The sequence below is a fragment of the Muriicola sp. SD30 genome (assembly GCF_041205185.1).
Lineage (GTDB): Bacteria > Bacteroidota > Bacteroidia > Flavobacteriales > Flavobacteriaceae > Muriicola.
In genome coordinates this window covers 460,919-478,802 of sequence record NZ_JBGEWB010000002.1, presented here as the reverse complement: position 1 = coordinate 478,802, position 17,884 = coordinate 460,919, and the positions used below count along the sequence as shown (strand labels likewise).

General features: G+C 42.1%; 13 protein-coding genes. 1 reads left to right on the top strand and 12 read right to left on the bottom strand.

The window, feature by feature from the left end:
* Window positions 1–11 precede the first annotated feature (11 nt).
* From pgi to uvrC, 7 genes are all read right to left on the bottom strand, one after another.
* Window positions 12–1,649, bottom strand: coding sequence for a glucose-6-phosphate isomerase (gene pgi, locus AB8P51_RS07225; RefSeq protein ID WP_369748120.1), 1,638 nt, complete (start codon window positions 1,647–1,649; stop codon window positions 12–14).
* A 1-nt stretch (window position 1,650) separates the two neighbouring features.
* Window positions 1,651–2,931 (bottom strand): peptidoglycan DD-metalloendopeptidase family protein, encoded by a 1,281-nt coding sequence (locus AB8P51_RS07220; RefSeq protein ID WP_369748119.1) that lies wholly within the window; start codon window positions 2,929–2,931, stop codon window positions 1,651–1,653.
* A gap of 7 nt (window positions 2,932–2,938) precedes the next feature.
* Window positions 2,939–3,904, bottom strand: coding sequence for a tryptophan 2,3-dioxygenase family protein (locus tag AB8P51_RS07215; RefSeq protein ID WP_369748118.1), 966 nt, complete (start codon window positions 3,902–3,904; stop codon window positions 2,939–2,941).
* Window positions 3,905–3,911: 7 nt separating this feature from the next.
* On the bottom strand, window positions 3,912–4,691 hold the full coding sequence (locus AB8P51_RS07210; protein WP_369748117.1) for a DUF3108 domain-containing protein: 780 nt from the start codon (window positions 4,689–4,691) through the stop codon (window positions 3,912–3,914).
* A 305-nt stretch (window positions 4,692–4,996) separates the two neighbouring features.
* Window positions 4,997–6,139, bottom strand: a complete 1,143-nt coding sequence (gene hppD, locus AB8P51_RS07205) for a 4-hydroxyphenylpyruvate dioxygenase (protein WP_369748116.1) — start codon at window positions 6,137–6,139, stop codon at window positions 4,997–4,999.
* A 205-nt stretch (window positions 6,140–6,344) separates the two neighbouring features.
* Window positions 6,345–8,609 carry a patatin-like phospholipase family protein gene (locus AB8P51_RS07200; protein WP_369748115.1) on the bottom strand — a complete coding sequence of 755 codons (2,265 nt, stop codon included), beginning with the start codon at window positions 8,607–8,609 and terminating at the stop codon, window positions 6,345–6,347.
* A gap of 17 nt (window positions 8,610–8,626) precedes the next feature.
* Window positions 8,627–10,414, bottom strand: a complete 1,788-nt coding sequence (gene uvrC, locus AB8P51_RS07195) for an excinuclease ABC subunit UvrC (RefSeq protein ID WP_369748114.1) — start codon at window positions 10,412–10,414, stop codon at window positions 8,627–8,629.
* A 531-nt stretch (window positions 10,415–10,945) separates the two neighbouring features.
* Here uvrC and AB8P51_RS07190 point away from each other — a divergent pair.
* Window positions 10,946–11,506, top strand: a complete 561-nt coding sequence (locus AB8P51_RS07190) for a 5-formyltetrahydrofolate cyclo-ligase (RefSeq protein ID WP_369748113.1) — start codon at window positions 10,946–10,948, stop codon at window positions 11,504–11,506.
* Here the strand turns inward: AB8P51_RS07190 and AB8P51_RS07185 are convergent.
* The 5 genes from AB8P51_RS07185 to AB8P51_RS07165 form a co-directional block, all read right to left on the bottom strand.
* Window positions 11,494–12,141, bottom strand: a complete 648-nt coding sequence (locus AB8P51_RS07185) for a lipoprotein signal peptidase (RefSeq protein WP_369748112.1) — start codon at window positions 12,139–12,141, stop codon at window positions 11,494–11,496. The two genes, AB8P51_RS07190 and AB8P51_RS07185, sit on opposite strands and share 13 nt — an antisense overlap.
* A 77-nt stretch (window positions 12,142–12,218) precedes the next feature.
* Complete coding sequence (locus AB8P51_RS07180) at window positions 12,219–12,881, bottom strand: DUF4097 family beta strand repeat-containing protein (protein WP_369748111.1); 663 nt, start codon at window positions 12,879–12,881, stop codon at window positions 12,219–12,221.
* Window positions 12,882–13,265, bottom strand: coding sequence for a TraR/DksA family transcriptional regulator (locus AB8P51_RS07175; RefSeq protein ID WP_369748110.1), 384 nt, complete (start codon window positions 13,263–13,265; stop codon window positions 12,882–12,884).
* A 6-nt stretch (window positions 13,266–13,271) separates the two neighbouring features.
* Window positions 13,272–16,673 carry an isoleucine--tRNA ligase gene (gene ileS / locus AB8P51_RS07170; protein WP_369748109.1) on the bottom strand — a complete coding sequence of 1,134 codons (3,402 nt, stop codon included), beginning with the start codon at window positions 16,671–16,673 and terminating at the stop codon, window positions 13,272–13,274.
* Between the two features lie 121 nt (window positions 16,674–16,794).
* Window positions 16,795–17,742 (bottom strand): DUF4382 domain-containing protein, encoded by a 948-nt coding sequence (locus tag AB8P51_RS07165; protein ID WP_369748108.1) that lies wholly within the window; start codon window positions 17,740–17,742, stop codon window positions 16,795–16,797.
* Window positions 17,743–17,884: the final 142 nt, after the last annotated feature.

The window sequence follows — 17,884 nt, the reverse complement described above, 5'->3', positions numbered from 1 at the left end:
AAATTGAGTTTCTAAGTCTTAAATTTTTGCAATAATCGCAAGGTAGAAGTGTCGTGATTAGAAATTTCGGAAGATGTGATATCCTTGAGGGTTGTATTGGCCAGTTGCTTCCCTAATTCCACCCCCCACTGGTCATAGCTGAATATATTCCAGATCACTCCCTGAACAAATATCTTGTGCTCGTACAGGGCTATCAGGGACCCAAGGCTCTTAGGGGTTAACTTGTCTATCAACAGGGTATTGGTGGGCTTATTTCCTTCAAATAATTTAAAGGGCAGGAGTTTTTCAATCTCCTTTTCATTCAACCCTTTGTTTACCAATTCCTCCTTTACTTCACTGGCTTTTTTTCCATTCATCAGGGCTTCGGTCTGGGCAAAAAAGTTTGCCATGAGTTTCTGGTGGTGATCGGTATTGCCGTAAAGGGAGTTTTTGTAACCGATAAAGTCGGCCGGAATTAGTTTTGTCCCCTGGTGGATCAATTGAAAGAACGCGTGTTGCGCATTGGTCCCCGGTTCCCCCCAGATGATGGTCCCGGTTTGATATGAAACTGCTGATCCGTCCCTTGCGGTAGTTTTCCCGTTGCTTTCCATGATGCCCTGCTGAAAATAGGCGGAGAATCTGCTCAAATACTGGGTGTAGGGAATAATAGCCTCGGTTTCTGCCCCGTAAAAATTGTTATACCAGATACTAAGCAGGCCGAGCAATACAGGAATATTTTGTTTAAAATCGGTTGTTCGGAAATGCTCATCCATTTCCCTTGCGCCCTCAAGTAATTCCTCAAAATGGTCTGGCCCCAGGGCCAGGGCTATAGATAGTCCTACAGCGCTCCAAAGGGAAAATCGGCCTCCAACCCAGTCCCACATCGGAAAAACGTTTTCCTGTGCGATTCCAAATTCGTTTATTTTATCGGTATTGGTAGATACAGCTGCAAAATGCAGGGCTATATCTTTGGAGGATGCGCTTTTCAGGAACCAATCTTTGATGGTTAATGCATTGGTGAGTGTTTCCTGGGTAGTAAAGGTTTTGGAGACGATCACAAACAGGGTAGTCTCCGGATTGATTTCTTTCAGGATCTCCTGTACATGATCCCCGTCAATATTGCTGACAAAGTGTGTCTTAAGGTGGTTTTTATAGTATTTAAGAGCCTCTGTGACCATCACCGGGCCCAGATCAGATCCCCCGATTCCTATATTGACCACATCGGTAATAGCTTTGCCTGTATAGCCTTTTTTCTCACCTGAAATGACCGCCTCTGAAAACTTCCTGATATGATCTCTTACCTGATATACTTCCGGAATTACATTTTCCCCGTCTACCAGAACTTTATCTGATTTCCTTGCTCTCAGGGCTGTGTGCAGAACGGCACGGCCTTCGGTTTCGTTGATAATATCTCCTTCGAAATATTTACCAATTGAATCCTTGAGCTTTACTTCTTCTGCTAATTGGAGCAGGTATTCCAGGGTGGTATCTGTAATTCTGTTCTTTGAAAAATCAACAAAAAAATCCTGCCATTGCCTTGAAAATCGTTCAGCCCTTCCCGGGTCGCTTTCAAATAATTCCCTGAGGTGTTGTCCTTTATTTTCCCTGTAGTGTTTTTCAAGCTTTTTCCAGGCGTCGGTAGTGGTTGGATTGATGTTGGCTAATGGCATTTTACTGGTTAAGGGTTAAGAGTTCTTCTGCCTGCTCCTCCGGAAATTCGATACAATCGAGTTGCGTTTTCACAGGATCCATAAACTCAAAATAGGCCGGTCTAAGTACCTCAGCCAGCGGTTCTGCAGCCGGGAGTTTTTCGCGGAGTGGATCTACCTGTCTGCCGTTCTTCCAGAAGCGGTAGCAGACATGTGGTCCTCCGGTATTACCTGTCATCCCAATCCAGCCGATGACATCACCCTGTTTTACATACTCCCCCCTTCGAACATTTTGTGCTTTCATATGCAGGTACTGAGTACTGTATGTACCATTGTGTCTTATCTTGACGTATTTGCCGTTTCCTCCCCTTCGTGTAGATTCGGTCACTACCCCATCTGCCGTGGCCAGGATGGGCGTGCCAATCGGTGCGGCGTAATCCGTACCCTTATGAGGCCTTACCTTGTATCCGTAATAGCGAATCTTTCGCTTGAGATTATAGCGGGAAGAGAGTCGGCCAAATTTTAAAGGGGCTCTTAAAAAAGTACGACGGAGGTTATTGGCCTCCTGATCGTAATATTCTTTTATGTCGAGCGAATCATTATGGTAGGCGAAGGCGTAGAAAGGTTCCCCTCTGTGCTCAAAATAGGCAGCTTTTATTGAACCTGCCCCGGCATAAATGCTGTCATTGATATATTTTTCCTCATAGATAATCCTGAATTTATCCCCGGCGTCAAGCTTAAAGAAGTCGATCGTCCAGGCATAAATCCCCGATAATTCATTAACCATGAGGTAATCAATATTCTGTTTTACAATGACATCGGATAGAGACCCACCCTGGGGAATGACTCCCGATGCCTCGCGTTGTACAATTTTAACTTCCTTTCTTCCTTTGTAGGCAAGTACAGTATCCCTGAAGTCGACCACCGTATAATTAATGGGATCATTCTCATAGACGAATATTCTGGCAACCTGCGAGGTATCTTTGGATTTAAGAATGGTGTATGGATTTCCAACCCGAATTCGCCTTACATCGAAAGTGTCCTTAAACCTTTGGGTAAGCTCGTAGATCTTAGGATAATCAACTTTGTTCCGCGTCATCAGGTCCCCGAAAATATCGCCCCTTTTAATAGTGTCTTCAACTACTATATAATCTGAGAGGTTAAAGCCGTATTTCTCAATATTTCTTTCAGGGATGATTGGTTGTGCAATTGCATCTTCATCAGCTATAGAAGATGTTGATTTATCCTCTCCACATGAGGACAGGAGGATACATGCTAAAAAGAGGCCCCAGTATTTTCGCATCGTATTTTTAAGTTATTTTTTCGGGATTAAATAAGTGGTCTACCCATTGTTTCCCCCAATTTTCTAATTCCGTTTCGCTATGCAATTTCGGAAAAAACACCACCTTTTGAAAACTTGGCGGCAAATATTCCTTCCAATTAGTCCCACCTGTTGCTTCTATTGCCTTATCGCCTTTGCTTAGATAACGGTAGGCCGACCCCATGTGCATCAGTGGCCAGTTTACGTTCGCATTCAGATCCATCCTCCTTAACGCGTCTTTTAGAGCTTTATTATTGCGGCTCTTTTCCGGTAAATTCAGGTACTTGTGATAGATAGTATTTCCTTTTACTTCTTTTGCGATCCTTATAAATCTGGGCGTGTAGCGATATTCAAATTGCTTTAGGGTTAATGTTTTTTCGCCTGTGTTGACATCTGTTGCTCCTTTTTTCCAGTATATATGCTCGTAAAGGTCTTCAATACTGTCTTCTTCTGACAGATTCGACCTATCTGACTGAAGTAAGAGGTTTTCCAGGGGAGTAGCATAAATTTCTATCATGCGATATTGAGCCGATTGAAATCCGCTTGAAGGCAAAAGGGCCATTCTGTAGCGGAGAAATTGCTCTCTTTCCATCCCGGTGATCATAATACTGAAGGAAGAGATCAGTGCTTTGTAATAGTTGTTTATTCGATTTAGTTTTTCAATGAAGTGGTCTACTTCCTGCGACCTGTCATCCACTATTTGTTTTTCTTCGTGTATGATCAGTTTGAAGTACAATTCTGTGATCTGGTGATACATGATAAATATCTCCTCATCCGGAAAATAGGTCCTGGGTACCTGCAGACTCAAAAGGGTATCGAGATGGATATAGTCCCAATAGGTAAGATATCGCTGGTAAAGAAGTCCGTCCAGATAAGAACTAAGGTCCTGTCCTGAATCCTTGTACTTCTCTGCCAGCTTTTCGATCTGGGATGCGATCTGCTCCTTTTTTTCCATGATTTCGTTAATCCATTATGATCTTAAACTGGTGTTTTAATCCATTATAGCCGTCGAGGTCGGCCTTTAGTGATCCTACGGCCAGATCAGCTTTAATACGAATAGGGATCTTATTCAGATCATTTGACACCCATAAGGTAAGACTTTCCTGTTCTTTAAATACCCTCCCTGCCTGTACGTAAGGTCTGAATTTAAGACATTCAACTTTACCGAATTTTGTCCTTAGGATATCTTTCCCCAGATATTTTAGTTTAAACTTAAACACTCCATCATCATCATAGAGCATATTTAATTCAATCGACTTGCCAATCTCCAGATCCCCTATTTCGTAATTGTTCCTTAGGTAATAGAAGCCTGATACCAGGTCCTGGATATTCCCACCCAGGTCAAAATTAAACTTTTTATCATTTTTCTTATCGTCAAGCAGGGCTTCTTTCCGGTCGTAATCAAAGTTGATTTCTATGTCTTTGGTATATCCTCCTTCGTCAACCTTTCTGATAAATCGATACGGTTTCCCGTTATTCATATCAAAATAACTTTCATAGGTGTCATCGACCTTAAAAAAAATACTGGCAAACCCTGTGGTCTTTCCCCTCCCTACCACATGGTAAACAGGCGTTTCCCCCACACTGTCGGTTTTGACGTGCAGAGTGGCGTAGCTAGCATTCAGAAAACCGTAATGAATCCTGAATTTTAGCCATTCCCCAGGCTTAAAGGCTTCATGTATGTTTTGGGCATACATCATTCCCTGAAGAAAAAGAAACACAAGAAATACCTTCTTTTTCATATTAGATTTTGTTCAAAATTACTAAATCGGGCATCACAGCCATCTCATTAACGTTATTTAAACAATATTTATTCCAAACTTCAAAACAAAAAAAAGCCCCGACGAGAGTCGGAGCTTTTTCCTAAATAACCAACCAAACTTTAAATTATGAAAAACCAATACTTAAAGTTATAAGGGAACCACCCCTTATGACAACAAATTTAATATAACTTCCTGAAACTGCATTTCGTTTTAACGTAATTTAACTAGATCGTTAACAATAGTTTATTAAATCACAATTTAAAACAGACAAAAGGTAGTCCAAATCAAAGGGTTCCCCTCGATTCCTGTTCCCTCTCAATAGCTTCAAAAAGCGCTTTGAAATTTCCTTTCCCGAAAGATTTAGCGCCTTTGCGCTGTATGATCTCAATGAACATGGTAGGCCTGTCCAGTATAGGTTTGGTAAAGATTTGTAATAAATACCCTTCATCATCCCGATCGATAAGAATCCCGAGCTCTCTCAGGGGAGCTAAGTCCTCGTCAATTTCCCCAACGCGATCAAGTACATCCTCATAGTAGGTTACCGGAACTGTGAGAAACTCTACTCCCCGGTCCCTTAAAGAACTCACTGTTTCAATAATATTATCTGTTGCAAGGGCCATATGCTGTACTCCGGCACCATTGTAGAATTCTATGTACTCTTCTATTTGAGATTTTTTACGTCCTTCGGCAGGTTCGTTAATTGGAAATTTTATTCGTCCGTTACCATTACTCATTACCTTACTCATCAGGGCGGTGTATTCTGTTGAGATATCCTTGTCATCAAAAGAAACCAATTGTGCAAACCCCATTACATGGGCGTAAAAGTGGCACCACTTGTTCATTTCGTTCCACCCTACGTTCCCAACCATATGGTCGATGTATTTCAGTCCCACATCAGCGGGCTGGTAAAATGGATTCCACGCCCTGTAACCGGGCATAAAAACTCCATTGTACTTGCTTCTTTCCACAAACACGTGTACGGTCTCACCGTAAGTGTGTATCCCGGAAAGCACCACCTCTCCCTGATCGTCCTTCATGGTTTTTGGTTCGAAATATGATTCCGCTCCGCGCTTTACAGTTTCCTCGTAACTCTTGGTGGCGTCATCTACCCACAGGGCAATAGCCTTAACACCATCTCCATGCAGGTCTATGTGCCGATTTATGTCTCCCCCTGATTTCAAGGGAGAAGTAAGAACTAATCTTATCTTATCCTGTTGCAACACATAAGAAACCCGATCTTTTAGTCCGGTTTCCAGACCGGCATATGCCAGAGGTTGAAATCCCCATGCCGCCATGTAATAATACGCTGCCTGTTTCGCATTCCCAACGTAGAGCTCAACATGATCTGTCCCTAAAAGGGGCAGGAAATCTTCTGCCTCAGGATTTTCCTTTGGCAAGTGTAATGATGTGTTATCTAAAGTAGCCATGATATTTTATTTGAAATGATTTTACAAAATTATGTAGAGTTATTCCCCTGAAAGTATTGGGTTACTACCACATGGCCCGGAGATGGGCTGTAATATCTATTCTCCTTATCAGCATAATTATATTATCCCTGCAAAGATCGTAAAAAATGAGCGAAAATGCGGTATGGCTGTATCCCTGCCCGAGAAATTCAGCATACGAATTGAACTAGAACCAATATCCAAGGCTGAAGAAAAAATTACCTTCTTCCGTTTCCGGGGACCAGGAGTAAATAAGTTGTACCGGACCAAAGAAGGATTCCCAGCCATATCCCACACCATAACCTGTATAATCCGGTGCTGTAAACCACTCTCCTGTCCTGAAAATATCATCTTCAACATTGGCCATATTGGCAGCAAAAAGGAGGTGGTTCTTCGGACTGAATTCAAAATCGAAACGAGCGTACGCTTTTACATAGCTATTCCCCGGCAGGCTAAGAAAATCATACCCCAAAAAGGATTGAAAGTTATTCAGGGGGTAATTACCAAATCCCCCGAGAACAAAATCGAAGGAAGTAACTCGCGATGTTCCCAGTTTAAATCCCCCTTCTGTCTCCAGGTTAAGACTCATTTTATCAAAAAGAGGGAATGCGGCCCCCATGGTAGCCTTTGCAATAGAAAATTCCTTAAAATTATCGTTAAAATCAGATGACCAGAGATAGAGGTGAAAATCTCCGTCAAAATAAAGCCCTCTTGAGGGAAAATACTTGTCGTCGTAGGTATCGAGCGTTAAACGCCCGAATGCTGATACGTAATTGCTCTTCTCAAAAAAAGTGGTATTCCCTGAACCGGTTGGCGGAGGTGGCAAACTGTCATTTTGTTGTTCCCCAAGGGTGGTTGTGCTATAGGTCAATAACTTGTGTTCGGCTCCAATCTTAAAGGCAAACTCTTCATTCAGGGCCGTTTGAAGATAAATCTGATTGGTCAGGTCTGTTACCTTCAGGTTAATATTGTTGACATTGAAATTTATAGGCACATCATAGTTAGATTCAATTACACGGTAGTCTATCTCTTTTTCAAATTCATAAAACCTCGAATTGATTCCGAAACTCCAGTAGGATCCCTTATCCAGATAGTACTGGAAATTATATCTTACGTTGTCCCCGAGAATTAGATCAATGGATGCCACATCGTCTTGCAGCAACAAGTTTTTTCTTGTGAGGTTGATGAGGGCCGCACTCTTGTACAGATTGTCGTAATGTGCCGCGATCCGCAGAAAGGTCTTATCAGTACTTTCTGTAAGGTTCATTATAAGGTCCTGACCCAGTCCATTGGATGTAAGTTCGTATCTGATGGTTTTAAAATTTCCGGTAGCAGCTAAATTATTGATCCCCTGCTGCAGCTTTGCAAAACTTATTTTTTCATTCAGGTCAATACGTAATTTTCCCTTTATATACCCTCTGGAAAAATTGGTATTCCCCTCAAGGACCAATCGGTTTACCATAAGAGAATCCTGAATCGGAATTTCAGGCCTTGGTGCAGGAGCACGGTTTTGTTTTGCGGCGAGGGCTTCCAGCGCTTCCTTGTGCCCTAAAGCCACTTGCTCCCCGGTGTTTATTATGGTATCCTTTAGCTCAAAATCGATCACGGAAAAATTATTCATGTCGGGTTTTATGTAGATGTCGGTGAGCTCCGATTTTCGTTGCATATCCTTGATAGTCCTGAAATTATTGATCTGCAATAGGATCTCCGTGGCAGATGAAAGAGATGAACGGTCTCTAAGGCCGTGTTGCACATCCACACCGATGACAATATCGGCACCCATGGCCCTTAATTCATCAACCGGATAGTTATTAAGCACACCCCCGTCGATAAGGATTTGTCCATCGACCTCCGCCGGCTGGAACAAGGAGGGAAACGTCCCGCTTGCCAGTATTGCTTCTGGGAGAAATCCGCTATTAAGTAAAACTTCTTTCCCGGTTTCTACATTGGTTGCTATACAGAAAAACGGAATCTGAAGCTTATTAAAGTCGCGAATATCCTTTACATGGTAAAGCATTCTTACCAAGGTACTGTAGATATTCTGACCACTGGATAGGCCTTGCGGAAATGATAATTTAAAATCGTTAAAAGGCAACGTTAGTGCGTAACGTTCGGAGTTCTCTTTTTCATAAAAAGTTTTGGCATCTCTGGGCAGGTTGTCCTGGATCAGATTGGCGAGATCTGAACTTCGAAAGAGTTGATCGAGCTGATCGGCCGAGTAGCCGGAAGCATACAATGCCCCAATGATAGCCCCCATACTTGTCCCTCCGATGTAATCGATGTGTACTCCCGACTCCTCTATGACTTTAAGAGCGCCGATATGTGCCATTCCTTTTGCCCCCCCTCCGCTGAGCACCAGACCCACTTTAGGCGCGTCCTCTATGGGTATTTGCTGTGCGTTAACCTGGCAGATCACCATGAACATCAAGAGGAAAAAATAACTATTCCGCATAAAGTGAAGATAGGAGTTTAATGAAAGTTTTCATATATTTTCTTTGCCTTTGCCCAGCCAACCTCTTCGCTGAGGTCTTCCAGTGAAGCTTCTTTGATCCGTTTGACCGATTTAAATTTTTTCAGCAACTGTTCTACGGTTTTCTCGCCTATTCCTGAAATTTCTTCCAGGACAGAATTGATTGCTTCTTTGCTGCGTTTGTTTCTGTGAAAGGTGATGCCAAAACGGTGCGCTTCATTTCTCAATTGTTGTATCACCTTTAAGGATTCAGATTTCTTGTCGAGATAGAGCGGAACAGGATCCCCGGGAAAATAGATTTCCTCCAGTCTTTTGGCGATCCCGATGATCGCTATTTTTCCCCTCAGCCCTAAAATATCGAGACTCTTCAGGGCCGATGAAAGTTGACCTTTCCCCCCGTCGATCACGATCAGTTGGGGCAAGGAGGCATCTTCTTCAAGCAGGCGTTTATATCGGCGATAGACCACCTCTTCCATAGAAGCAAAATCGTCAGGACCTTCAACGGTCTTAATATTGTAATGACGGTATTCCTTTTTAGCCGGCTTCCCATTTCTGAAGACTACGCAAGCTGCAACCGGGTTACTCCCCTGTATGTTCGAGTTGTCAAAACACTCTATGTGCCTTGGTTCCTCGGAAAGTCGCAGGTCTGATTTCATCTGGGCCATAATCCGGTTTACATGCCGGTCGGGGTCCGTAATCTTAACTTGTTTAAATCGTTCCTGCCTGAAGAACATGGCGTTCCTTTTGGAGAGGTCCAGGATCTTCTTTTTGTCTCCCAGTTTGGGCAGTGTAATTTTTAAATCTTCGGGCAGGCTCACAGTAAAAGGCAGGTAAAGTTCCCGGGATTGGGATTGAAAACGCTGCCGGATTTCAACAATTGCCAGTTGCAGTAGGTCCTTATCAGATTCTTCCAGTTTTTTCCTTATCTCCATGGTATGAGACCTGATTATAGAGCCGTGTGAAAGCTGCAAGAAATTAATATAGGCATAGGCTTCATCGGAAATAATGGAGAATACATCCACATTATTAATTTTAGGATTTACGATGGTAGATTTTGCCTGGTAGTTTTCCAGTACTTCAATCTTATTTTTAATCTGCTGCGCCTTCTCAAACTGCATATCTGCTGCAAGAGACTTCATTTCTTTTTTAAAATAGTGTAGAGATGATTTAAAGTTTCCTTTTATGATATCTCTGATGTCACTGATCTGCTGATGGTATTCCTGTTCCTTTTGCAATCCTTCACAGGGACCCTTGCAATTACCGAGGTGGTATTCAAGGCATACCTTGTACTTTCCGGCAGCAATTTTCTCTTCAGAGAGATCGTAGTTGCAGGTACGCAGCGGATAAACACTTTTAATCAGATCAAGAAGAGTTTTAACCGTCTTCATACTGGTGTAGGGCCCGTAGTATTCCGAACCATCTTTAATCAATTTTCGGGTCGGAAATATTCTGGGAAAGCGCTCATTCTTTATACAGATCCAGGGATAAGACTTGTCGTCTTTCAGCAACACATTATAGCGTGGCTGATATTTTTTTATAAGGTTGTTCTCGAGCAGCAAGGCATCCGATTCGGTAGGGACAACAATGTACTTCAGGTTGCGGATCTTTTTTACCATAACCCGGGTCTTGCCATTTTCATGGGTTTTGGTAAAGTATGAAGTCACCCTCTTTTTAAGGTTTTTAGCTTTGCCAACATAGAGAATCTTCCCGTCCTTATCATAGAACTGGTAGACCCCGGGCGACTGTGGGAGGGTATTCAACTGGAGTTCTACCGATAATTCAGGCATATGGAATATTTGGAAGCGCGATAAACAAAGATAATTTAGCAAATTCTATTAAACCCTAAATTCCTTTATTTTATAAATTGAGTAGGTTTTGCTCTTCATACTGACGTGCATTTAGGGAAAAGATTTTTAAAAATAACCACAGAATGCCGATCCTCACTAGGGACCAGATATCAGGATGAAAAAGTGCGTTAAAAAAATAACAAAAAAGCCTTCTTTGCGCTAAATTTTCACATTCTACTCAAGTCGCTGTTTATCTGTGTTTTAGAGATGTATTTATTTTGTACACTTTGATGGGCCTGTTAAATATTTACTAAAAATGTGTATTTCATCGAGTAAATCATACCTCTTGTAGAATTAGTGAAAATATTTTACTTATTTTTAGCGCAAACGTAACAATAACTTAATGGACAATTACCTGATCACCCTGGGAATGTACCTGATCTTGATGCTCTTCTTCAAGATTTATTTTACTGTTTCCGCTAAGGATTAAAGTTCATTTCATAGCCCCACTTCTAAGAACTGTTCGGCCTTATGCTTAAAAAAGATCTCCGGACGCATTTTCTTGAATTGAGAAAGAACACATCCGATGTCGTCATCGATGAAGCCAGCCTGAAAGTGGCCAACAACCTTCTGGCCCTGGATGTATGGGACTTTACTTATTATCATATTTTCTTACACAGTACTCTTAAAAAAGAGGTAGATACCCGCCCTGTTATTACCCTTCTCCAGGGGAGAGACAAAGAGGTTATCGTTCCTAAAATTGCGCCAAAAAATAAGTTGGAACACTTTCTATTGACAGACAACACCTCCTTAAAACCGAATAGCTGGGGTATTCCGGAACCTCAGAATGGAATTGAGGTTAACCCTTTAAAAATAGAGGTAGTTTTTGTCCCTTTACTCGCATTTGATCAAGCCGGGAACAGAGTAGGCTACGGCGGCGGGTATTACGACAAGTTTTTGGCTGAATGTGGAGAAAATACCAGAAAAATTGGTCTGAGCTTATTTGATGCCGTTGATAAAATAACGGACACGAACGCACAGGATATAAGACTGGATTACTGTGTCACGCCCGAAAAAGTCTACTCGTTCTGATCAGTTTCTACTGAAGTATCTTCTTTTTTCCCAAAGGCCTTTTTATTGAACACAATCAGAATGCCAACTCCTGTGCTGATAGCGGTATCTGCTATATTAAAGACCGGTTCAAAAAAGCGGAAATCATTCCCCCCAAAAAATGGAACCCAATCGGGCCATACGGTATCGATCATAGGGAAATAGAGCATGTCTACCACCTTACCATAAAAAAGCCTTCCGTAAGGTTCATCAGAAAATAAAGTTGCGACAGTATTGTAGCTGTCGTCGAAAATCATCCCGTAGAAAAGGGAATCGATGATATTTCCAACGGCACCGGCAAAAATCAATGAAACCGCAATAACTAAGGTTTTTGACGCTCCTTTCTGAATACTATCCCAAAGCCAGTAGCCTATTCCTGAGATGGCAAATAGCCTGAAGATGGTAAGTACAAGTTTTCCACTACTATCGGAAATGGGTAGAATGTCACTCAGTTTCGTTCCCCAGGCTGCCCCTTCATTTTCTATAAAAAGTATCTTAAACCAACTCACTACATCAATGGATTCCCCTAATATAAAATGGGTTTTGATATAAATTTTACTGATTTGGTCTACCAATAAAATGATGAATATGAGGATGAGGGACTTCTTTAAATTCATAGGGTTTCTTCTGCAGGGGCAAAAATAGGGATTATTAATACAATGTAGTTGTTGTATTTCTGATAGAAATTATATCATCACTCTACCGCTTTAATTGTTATGTTTCCGCTGTTCGACTGAAGGTGATAATTGGTATGCCCTTCCGGGATGTTGTCCTGTTTAACGGTACCGTATTTTGAGTTCACATTCACTGTTCCACTCGCCGTCTCCAGATCAATATTTCCGCTTTGGGTGGTAACATGGACATTATCCTTAAGATTTTTTAAGGTACACTGCCCATCACTTAATACGACTTCCAATTCTTTATATATTCCCCTAGCCGTAACCTGTGCGCTGGTTCCATATAGGTTCACAAATTTATCTTCCGGCACCTCAATATGAAGGGAAATGGCGATCACCTTATGTGCACTCAGTTTATCATTTGGAAACTTAAAATAAGGTTGTAAAGCTGCGTAAACCCTCAATGTATTCCCTTCCTCTACCAACTCAATGGCCAGATCCTTCCGGTATTCCCCTTCTATGATGGCCTGTAAACTTAAATCTGCCCCTGAGATCGTTTCCAAATCTACTTTGGCCAGGCTATTAGCATCGATCTGAATATGTGTAATATGTGGAAGAAGCAGAACTTTCCTTACTACTTTCTGGCCTGAGGCCGACTTTATTCCCAGGACGAGAATTAACAAAAAGACGAAGTTCTTCACTAAGCTGATATGAAAACGCCCCTTCCCGGGGCGTGTCATTTATTTTTGCATATTTTTTGCCTCTATGCTTAAGGTAGCATGTGGCACGAGTTTCAATCGCTCCTTATTTATGAGCTTCCCTGTAACTCTGCAGATCCCGTAAGTTTTATTTTCAATCCGCAAAAGCGCATTCTTCAGGTCGCGAATAAATTTTTCCTGCCTGATAGCCAACTGGGTATTCGCTTCTTTACTCATGGTCTCGGAGCCTTCTTCGAAAGCTTTGAAAGTTGGTGACGTATCATCCGTACCATTATTACCATCATTCATATATGAACTGCGCAGCAAATCGAGATGACTTTTTGCTTTTTCAATTTTTTCCTCTATCAAAACCCGGAATTCTTCCAGTTCTTTATCTGAGTACCTAACTTTTAAATCTTGTCCCATAATTTCTTAATGTTTTTGAATGAACAATTTTGTATTTACTTCATCAAACACGATCTCTGTTCCTGCATCCAGTTGCTCCTCCAGGGCCAGGTCGGCCGTAAGAGTTTCAGTTTTGATGTATTGCATGTTGCTTTCAATCGCCTTTTCTACAAAACCGTCCTTTAATACTTTAATATCTATTTTATCAGTAACCTCAAATCCGGACTCTTTTCTGAGATTCTGAATTCTGTTTACAAGCTCTCTGGCTATACCTTCTTTCCTGAGATCATCATCTATAGTCACATCAAGTGCTACGGTGAGTCCTCCAGAACTGGCAACCAGCCAGCCTTCTATATCCTCGGAACTTATTTCTACTTCCTCTAACTGTAAGATAATACTTTTATTTTCTATCTCAAGCGGAATTTCGCCTTCCCGCTCAATTTTCTGGATATCTTCCTGTACGAATTTCCCTACTTCCTGAGCGATTTTTTTCATGTCCTTGCCAAATCTGGGGCCTAAAACCTTAAAGTTGGGCTTGATCTTTTTAACCAAAATTCCGGAGGCATCGTCCAGAAGTTCAATTTCTTTAACATTGACCTCCGATTTTATCAAGTCTGCAACCGCTTCAATCTCTTTGCGCTGCATTTCATCCAATACCGGGATCATTACTTTTTGCAAGGGCTGTCTTACTTTGATCTTCTCTTTTTGCCTGATTGATAGCACCAGAGACGAAATAGTCTGTGCCTTTTCCATTTTACTTTCCAGTGTTCGATTTACCATGGTCTCATCAAAGACCGGGAAGTCTGACAAATGGACGCTTTCCAAAGAAGTATCTCCTATTCCTTTAGACAGGTCTGAATATAATTGCTCCATAAAAAATGGGGCAATAGGGGCTGAGAGTTGGGCAACCGTACGAAGGCAGGTAAAAAGAGTTTGATAAGCTGAAATTTTATCCCTTTGGTAATCCCCTTTCCAGAACCTTCTTCTGCAAAGGCGTACATACCAGTTACTTAGGTTCTCCTGGACGTAATCCGAAATAGCCCTGGCCGCTTTAGTGGGCTCATAGTCTGCGTAGGCCTCATCAACGGTTTTTATAAGGGAGTGCAGTTCAGATAAAATCCATTGATCGATTTCGGGCCTTTCATTTAAGGGTATATCCTTTTCGCTATAACTGAACTCATCGATATTAGCATAGAGGGCAAAGAAGGAATAGGTATTGTAAAGGGTGCCGAAAAACTTCCGCTTGACCTCCTGGATACCCTTTGAGTCGAATTTCAGGTTATCCCATGGATTGGCATTGGCAATAAGATACCACCTGGTGGCATCAGGACCAAATTCACCAATCGTCTCAAAAGGGTCGACCCCGTTTCCTAACCTTTTCGACATTTTCTTTCCCTCCTTGTCTAATACAAGGCCATTAGAGACAACGTTCTTGTATGCCACCGAATCAAAAACCATAGTGGCTATTGCGTGAAGGGTATAAAACCATCCTCTTGTCTGATCTACTCCTTCAGCGATAAAATCGGCAGGAAATGTCTTCCCATCATCAATCAGCTCCTTGTTCTCAAAAGGATAATGCCATTGTGCATAAGGCATGGAGCCACTATCAAACCATACATCGATCAGGTCTGTTTCCCTTTTCATCGGCTTGCCGGAAGGAGAAACCAGGATGATAGCATCAACTACATTCTTATGCAGATCTATTTTATCATAATTCGCCTCATCCATATTTCCGGGCTCAAAGGAAGCAAAAACATCCTCCTGTAATAAACCAGCTTTGAGCGACTTTGAAATTTCTTCCTTCAGTTGTGCCACTGAACCGATGATAATTTCTTCTGTCCCGTCTTCTGTTCTCCAGATAGGCAGAGGTATACCCCAGAAACGAGAGCGGGAAAGATTCCAGTCATTGGCATTGGCCAGCCAATTCCCAAACCGACCGTCTCCTGTGGCTTTTGGTTTCCAGTTAATCGTCTGATTAAGCTCGAACATCCTGTCTTTGATATCAGTCACTTTGATAAACCAGGAATCGAGCGGATAGTATAAGATGGGCTTGTCTGTTCTCCAGCAATTAGGATAACTGTGGAGGTATTTCTCCACTTTAAAAGCCCTGTTTTCTTCCTTTAGTTTTATGGCCAGTTCAACATCGACCGACCTTTCAGGTGCCTTTCCTTCTTCGTAGTATTCGTTCTTTACATACTTCCCCGCCAGTTCTTTCATCTCCGTACGAAACTTCCCCTGAAGGTCTACAAGAGGTACGGGATTTTCATTTTCATCCAGGACAAGCAAGGGCGGAACTTCAGGAGAAGCCTGTTTGGCTACCAGGGCATCATCTGCTCCAAAGGTTGGTGCCGTGTGAACAATCCCTGTACCATCCTCAGTGGTTACGAAATCCCCGGAAATAACCCTGAAGGCATTTTCCGAATGCTGATAGGGCAGGGCGTAGGGTAATAACTGTTCATATTTGATTCCCAAAAGGTCCTTCCCCTGGCAGCTCAATGCTACCTTAAAAGGAATTTTCTTGTCCCCGGCTTTGTAAAAACTGAGTTCTTCATCCGATGATACTTCTGTGAATTTGCCTTTAAATTGCTCGCCTATCAGGGCCTTAGCCAGGATAACATTGATGGGCTCAAAGGTGTATTGGTTAAAGGTCTTGACCAGTACATATTCAATCTTCTGACCCACTGTGAGGGCAGTATTTGATGGCAATGTCCAAGGGGTAGTGGTCCAGGCCAGGAAATAGATATCTCCTTTCACCTCTTGCAGGAAGGAAGGTAAACTTTCTTCCTTAGCCTTAAACTGAGCTGTTACGGTAGTATCCGTAATATCCTGATATGTCCCCGGCTGGTTCAGCTCGTGAGAACTGAGTCCGGTCCCTGCCTTTGGCGAGTACGGCTGGATGGTGTATCCCTTGTATAAGAGGCCTTTGTCATAGATCTCTTTCAGCAGCCACCATACCGATTCCATGTACTTTGGCTTGTAAGTGATATAGGGGTCCTGCATATCCACCCAGTATCCTATCTTTTCCGTCATGTTATTCCACACATCGGTATACCGCATCACGGCCTTTTTACAGGCGGCGTTATATTCTTCTATACTAATCTTTACCCCAATATCTTCTTTGGTAATTCCCAGTTCCTTCTCAACCCCCAGTTCAATGGGCAGTCCGTGGGTATCCCATCCGGCTTTACGTTTTACCTGATAGCCCTTCATGGTTTTATACCTGGGAAAGATGTCCTTGATGGTACGTGAAATAACATGGTGGATTCCCGGCAGGCCATTTGCAGAAGGCGGACCTTCATAAAACACATATCTGGGCTTCCCTTCTCTGGTAGAAATACTTTTTTCAAAAATACGATCGTTTTTCCAGCGCTGAAGTACCTCTTCGCCTATTCTGGATAAATCCAAACCTTTGTATTCCTGAAATTTCATAACTACTGTTCTTTCACCTAATTAAAGGTGGCAAAATTAGTGAATTTTGTCCATATTTCTGATGAATCGGAAACAAAAAAAGGCCCTGCTAAGGGCCTTTTATTCTGATAAACTAATTGCTTTATATTGTGCCGGTAATCGTTACATTGGCACTGATCTGCAGAGCTGAACTTACACTGATAGCACCTAAATTTAGTCCGGTTGTCGATTCTGCCTCCAACAATGCATTGAAGTAGAAAACGTTACCGTCCTTTGTATAGGATACAAATACCAACTCGTACTCACCTTCCTCAAGGAAACTGAGCGTATACGATCCGGTAGTATTATTCACTACGGAACTGGTTACCGCATTTTTAAAGGTAACATTACTTTCCCCCTGCCCACTAGTTTCAGTTTCGGCATTGAAAGTCCCCTTTTCATAAGCGTAAACCACGATTCTGTCTGAGGTATTTTCAGCATCATTTGCAGTTCCTGAAATCTCTCCGGTAGTTTCCTCATTTACCGTTCTGATCCCGGCTGTTAATTCAGACATGGAAACGAATTCAAAATCAGATCCCATGGTTCCCTGCTCTTCTTTGATGGTTTTCCTCAGGTCAAAATCTAAGATCACTTCATTAGAGGTATTGGCAAAGACCTCAAAAGCATCGTTCACCGATATTTTATTCGCAGTAGCCGTTAGCTTGTCTTTCTCTCCATTAGCAAGGGCTACATAGCATCCGGGCGAGTTCCCGTCAGCATCGGTCTCATAATCTAAAAATAGTTCAAGATTTGAATAGGATCTGGCTGCAAGGTCGAGATTCCCCAAAGTGGCTGTCTGGCCATTAACCAGAGCAGCGAGGTTTACCGTTGTAGCGTTAAAGCCTTCGAGGGAATTCCCATCTACTCTTACATCAGTAATCGTAACAAATACGCCCTCTATGTTGGCATTGTCTATAGGTGCATCGGTAACCTTAAAGGTGGTATTGTAGGTTTCTCCTGACATATCCCCTTCGTTGTCATCCTTGCTGCAGGATTGAGTTAAAAAAATTGTTGCTAGTAATAAAATTGACGATTTAAATAAATGTCTCATAATACTTAAATTTAATTTGGGTTTGTTGTTCATCCATACAACAATATCTACGCACTTTACCCCCTTAAAAAATTGTTAATATTTGTTAAAGTTCGTTTAAGGTCAAACTTTAAAACTGTAATAAACATGGGGGTTTCGAAAG

Excerpts from the sequence above, each read along its gene's own strand:
- AB8P51_RS07185 (WP_369748112.1), bottom strand. The coding sequence starts at position 12,141 with ATGAATTTAAAGAAGTCCCTCATCCTCATATTCATCATTTTATTGGTA.
- AB8P51_RS07190 (WP_369748113.1), top strand. The coding sequence starts at position 10,946 with ATGCTTAAAAAAGATCTCCGGACGCATTTTCTTGAATTGAGAAAGAAC.
- AB8P51_RS07215 (WP_369748118.1), bottom strand. The coding sequence starts at position 3,904 with ATGGAAAAAAAGGAGCAGATCGCATCCCAGATCGAAAAGCTGGCAGAG.
- hppD (WP_369748116.1), bottom strand. The coding sequence starts at position 6,139 with ATGGCTACTTTAGATAACACATCATTACACTTGCCAAAGGAAAATCCT.
- AB8P51_RS07200 (WP_369748115.1), bottom strand. The coding sequence starts at position 8,609 with ATGCGGAATAGTTATTTTTTCCTCTTGATGTTCATGGTGATCTGCCAG.
- AB8P51_RS07220 (WP_369748119.1), bottom strand. The coding sequence starts at position 2,931 with ATGCGAAAATACTGGGGCCTCTTTTTAGCATGTATCCTCCTGTCCTCA.
- ileS (WP_369748109.1), bottom strand. The coding sequence starts at position 16,673 with ATGAAATTTCAGGAATACAAAGGTTTGGATTTATCCAGAATAGGCGAA.
- AB8P51_RS07175 (WP_369748110.1), bottom strand. The coding sequence starts at position 13,265 with ATGGGACAAGATTTAAAAGTTAGGTACTCAGATAAAGAACTGGAAGAA.
- AB8P51_RS07165 (WP_369748108.1), bottom strand. The coding sequence starts at position 17,742 with ATGAGACATTTATTTAAATCGTCAATTTTATTACTAGCAACAATTTTT.
- AB8P51_RS07210 (WP_369748117.1), bottom strand. The coding sequence starts at position 4,691 with ATGAAAAAGAAGGTATTTCTTGTGTTTCTTTTTCTTCAGGGAATGATG.
- AB8P51_RS07180 (WP_369748111.1), bottom strand. The coding sequence starts at position 12,881 with ATGACACGCCCCGGGAAGGGGCGTTTTCATATCAGCTTAGTGAAGAAC.
- pgi (WP_369748120.1), bottom strand. The coding sequence starts at position 1,649 with ATGCCATTAGCCAACATCAATCCAACCACTACCGACGCCTGGAAAAAG.
- uvrC (WP_369748114.1), bottom strand. The coding sequence starts at position 10,414 with ATGCCTGAATTATCGGTAGAACTCCAGTTGAATACCCTCCCACAGTCG.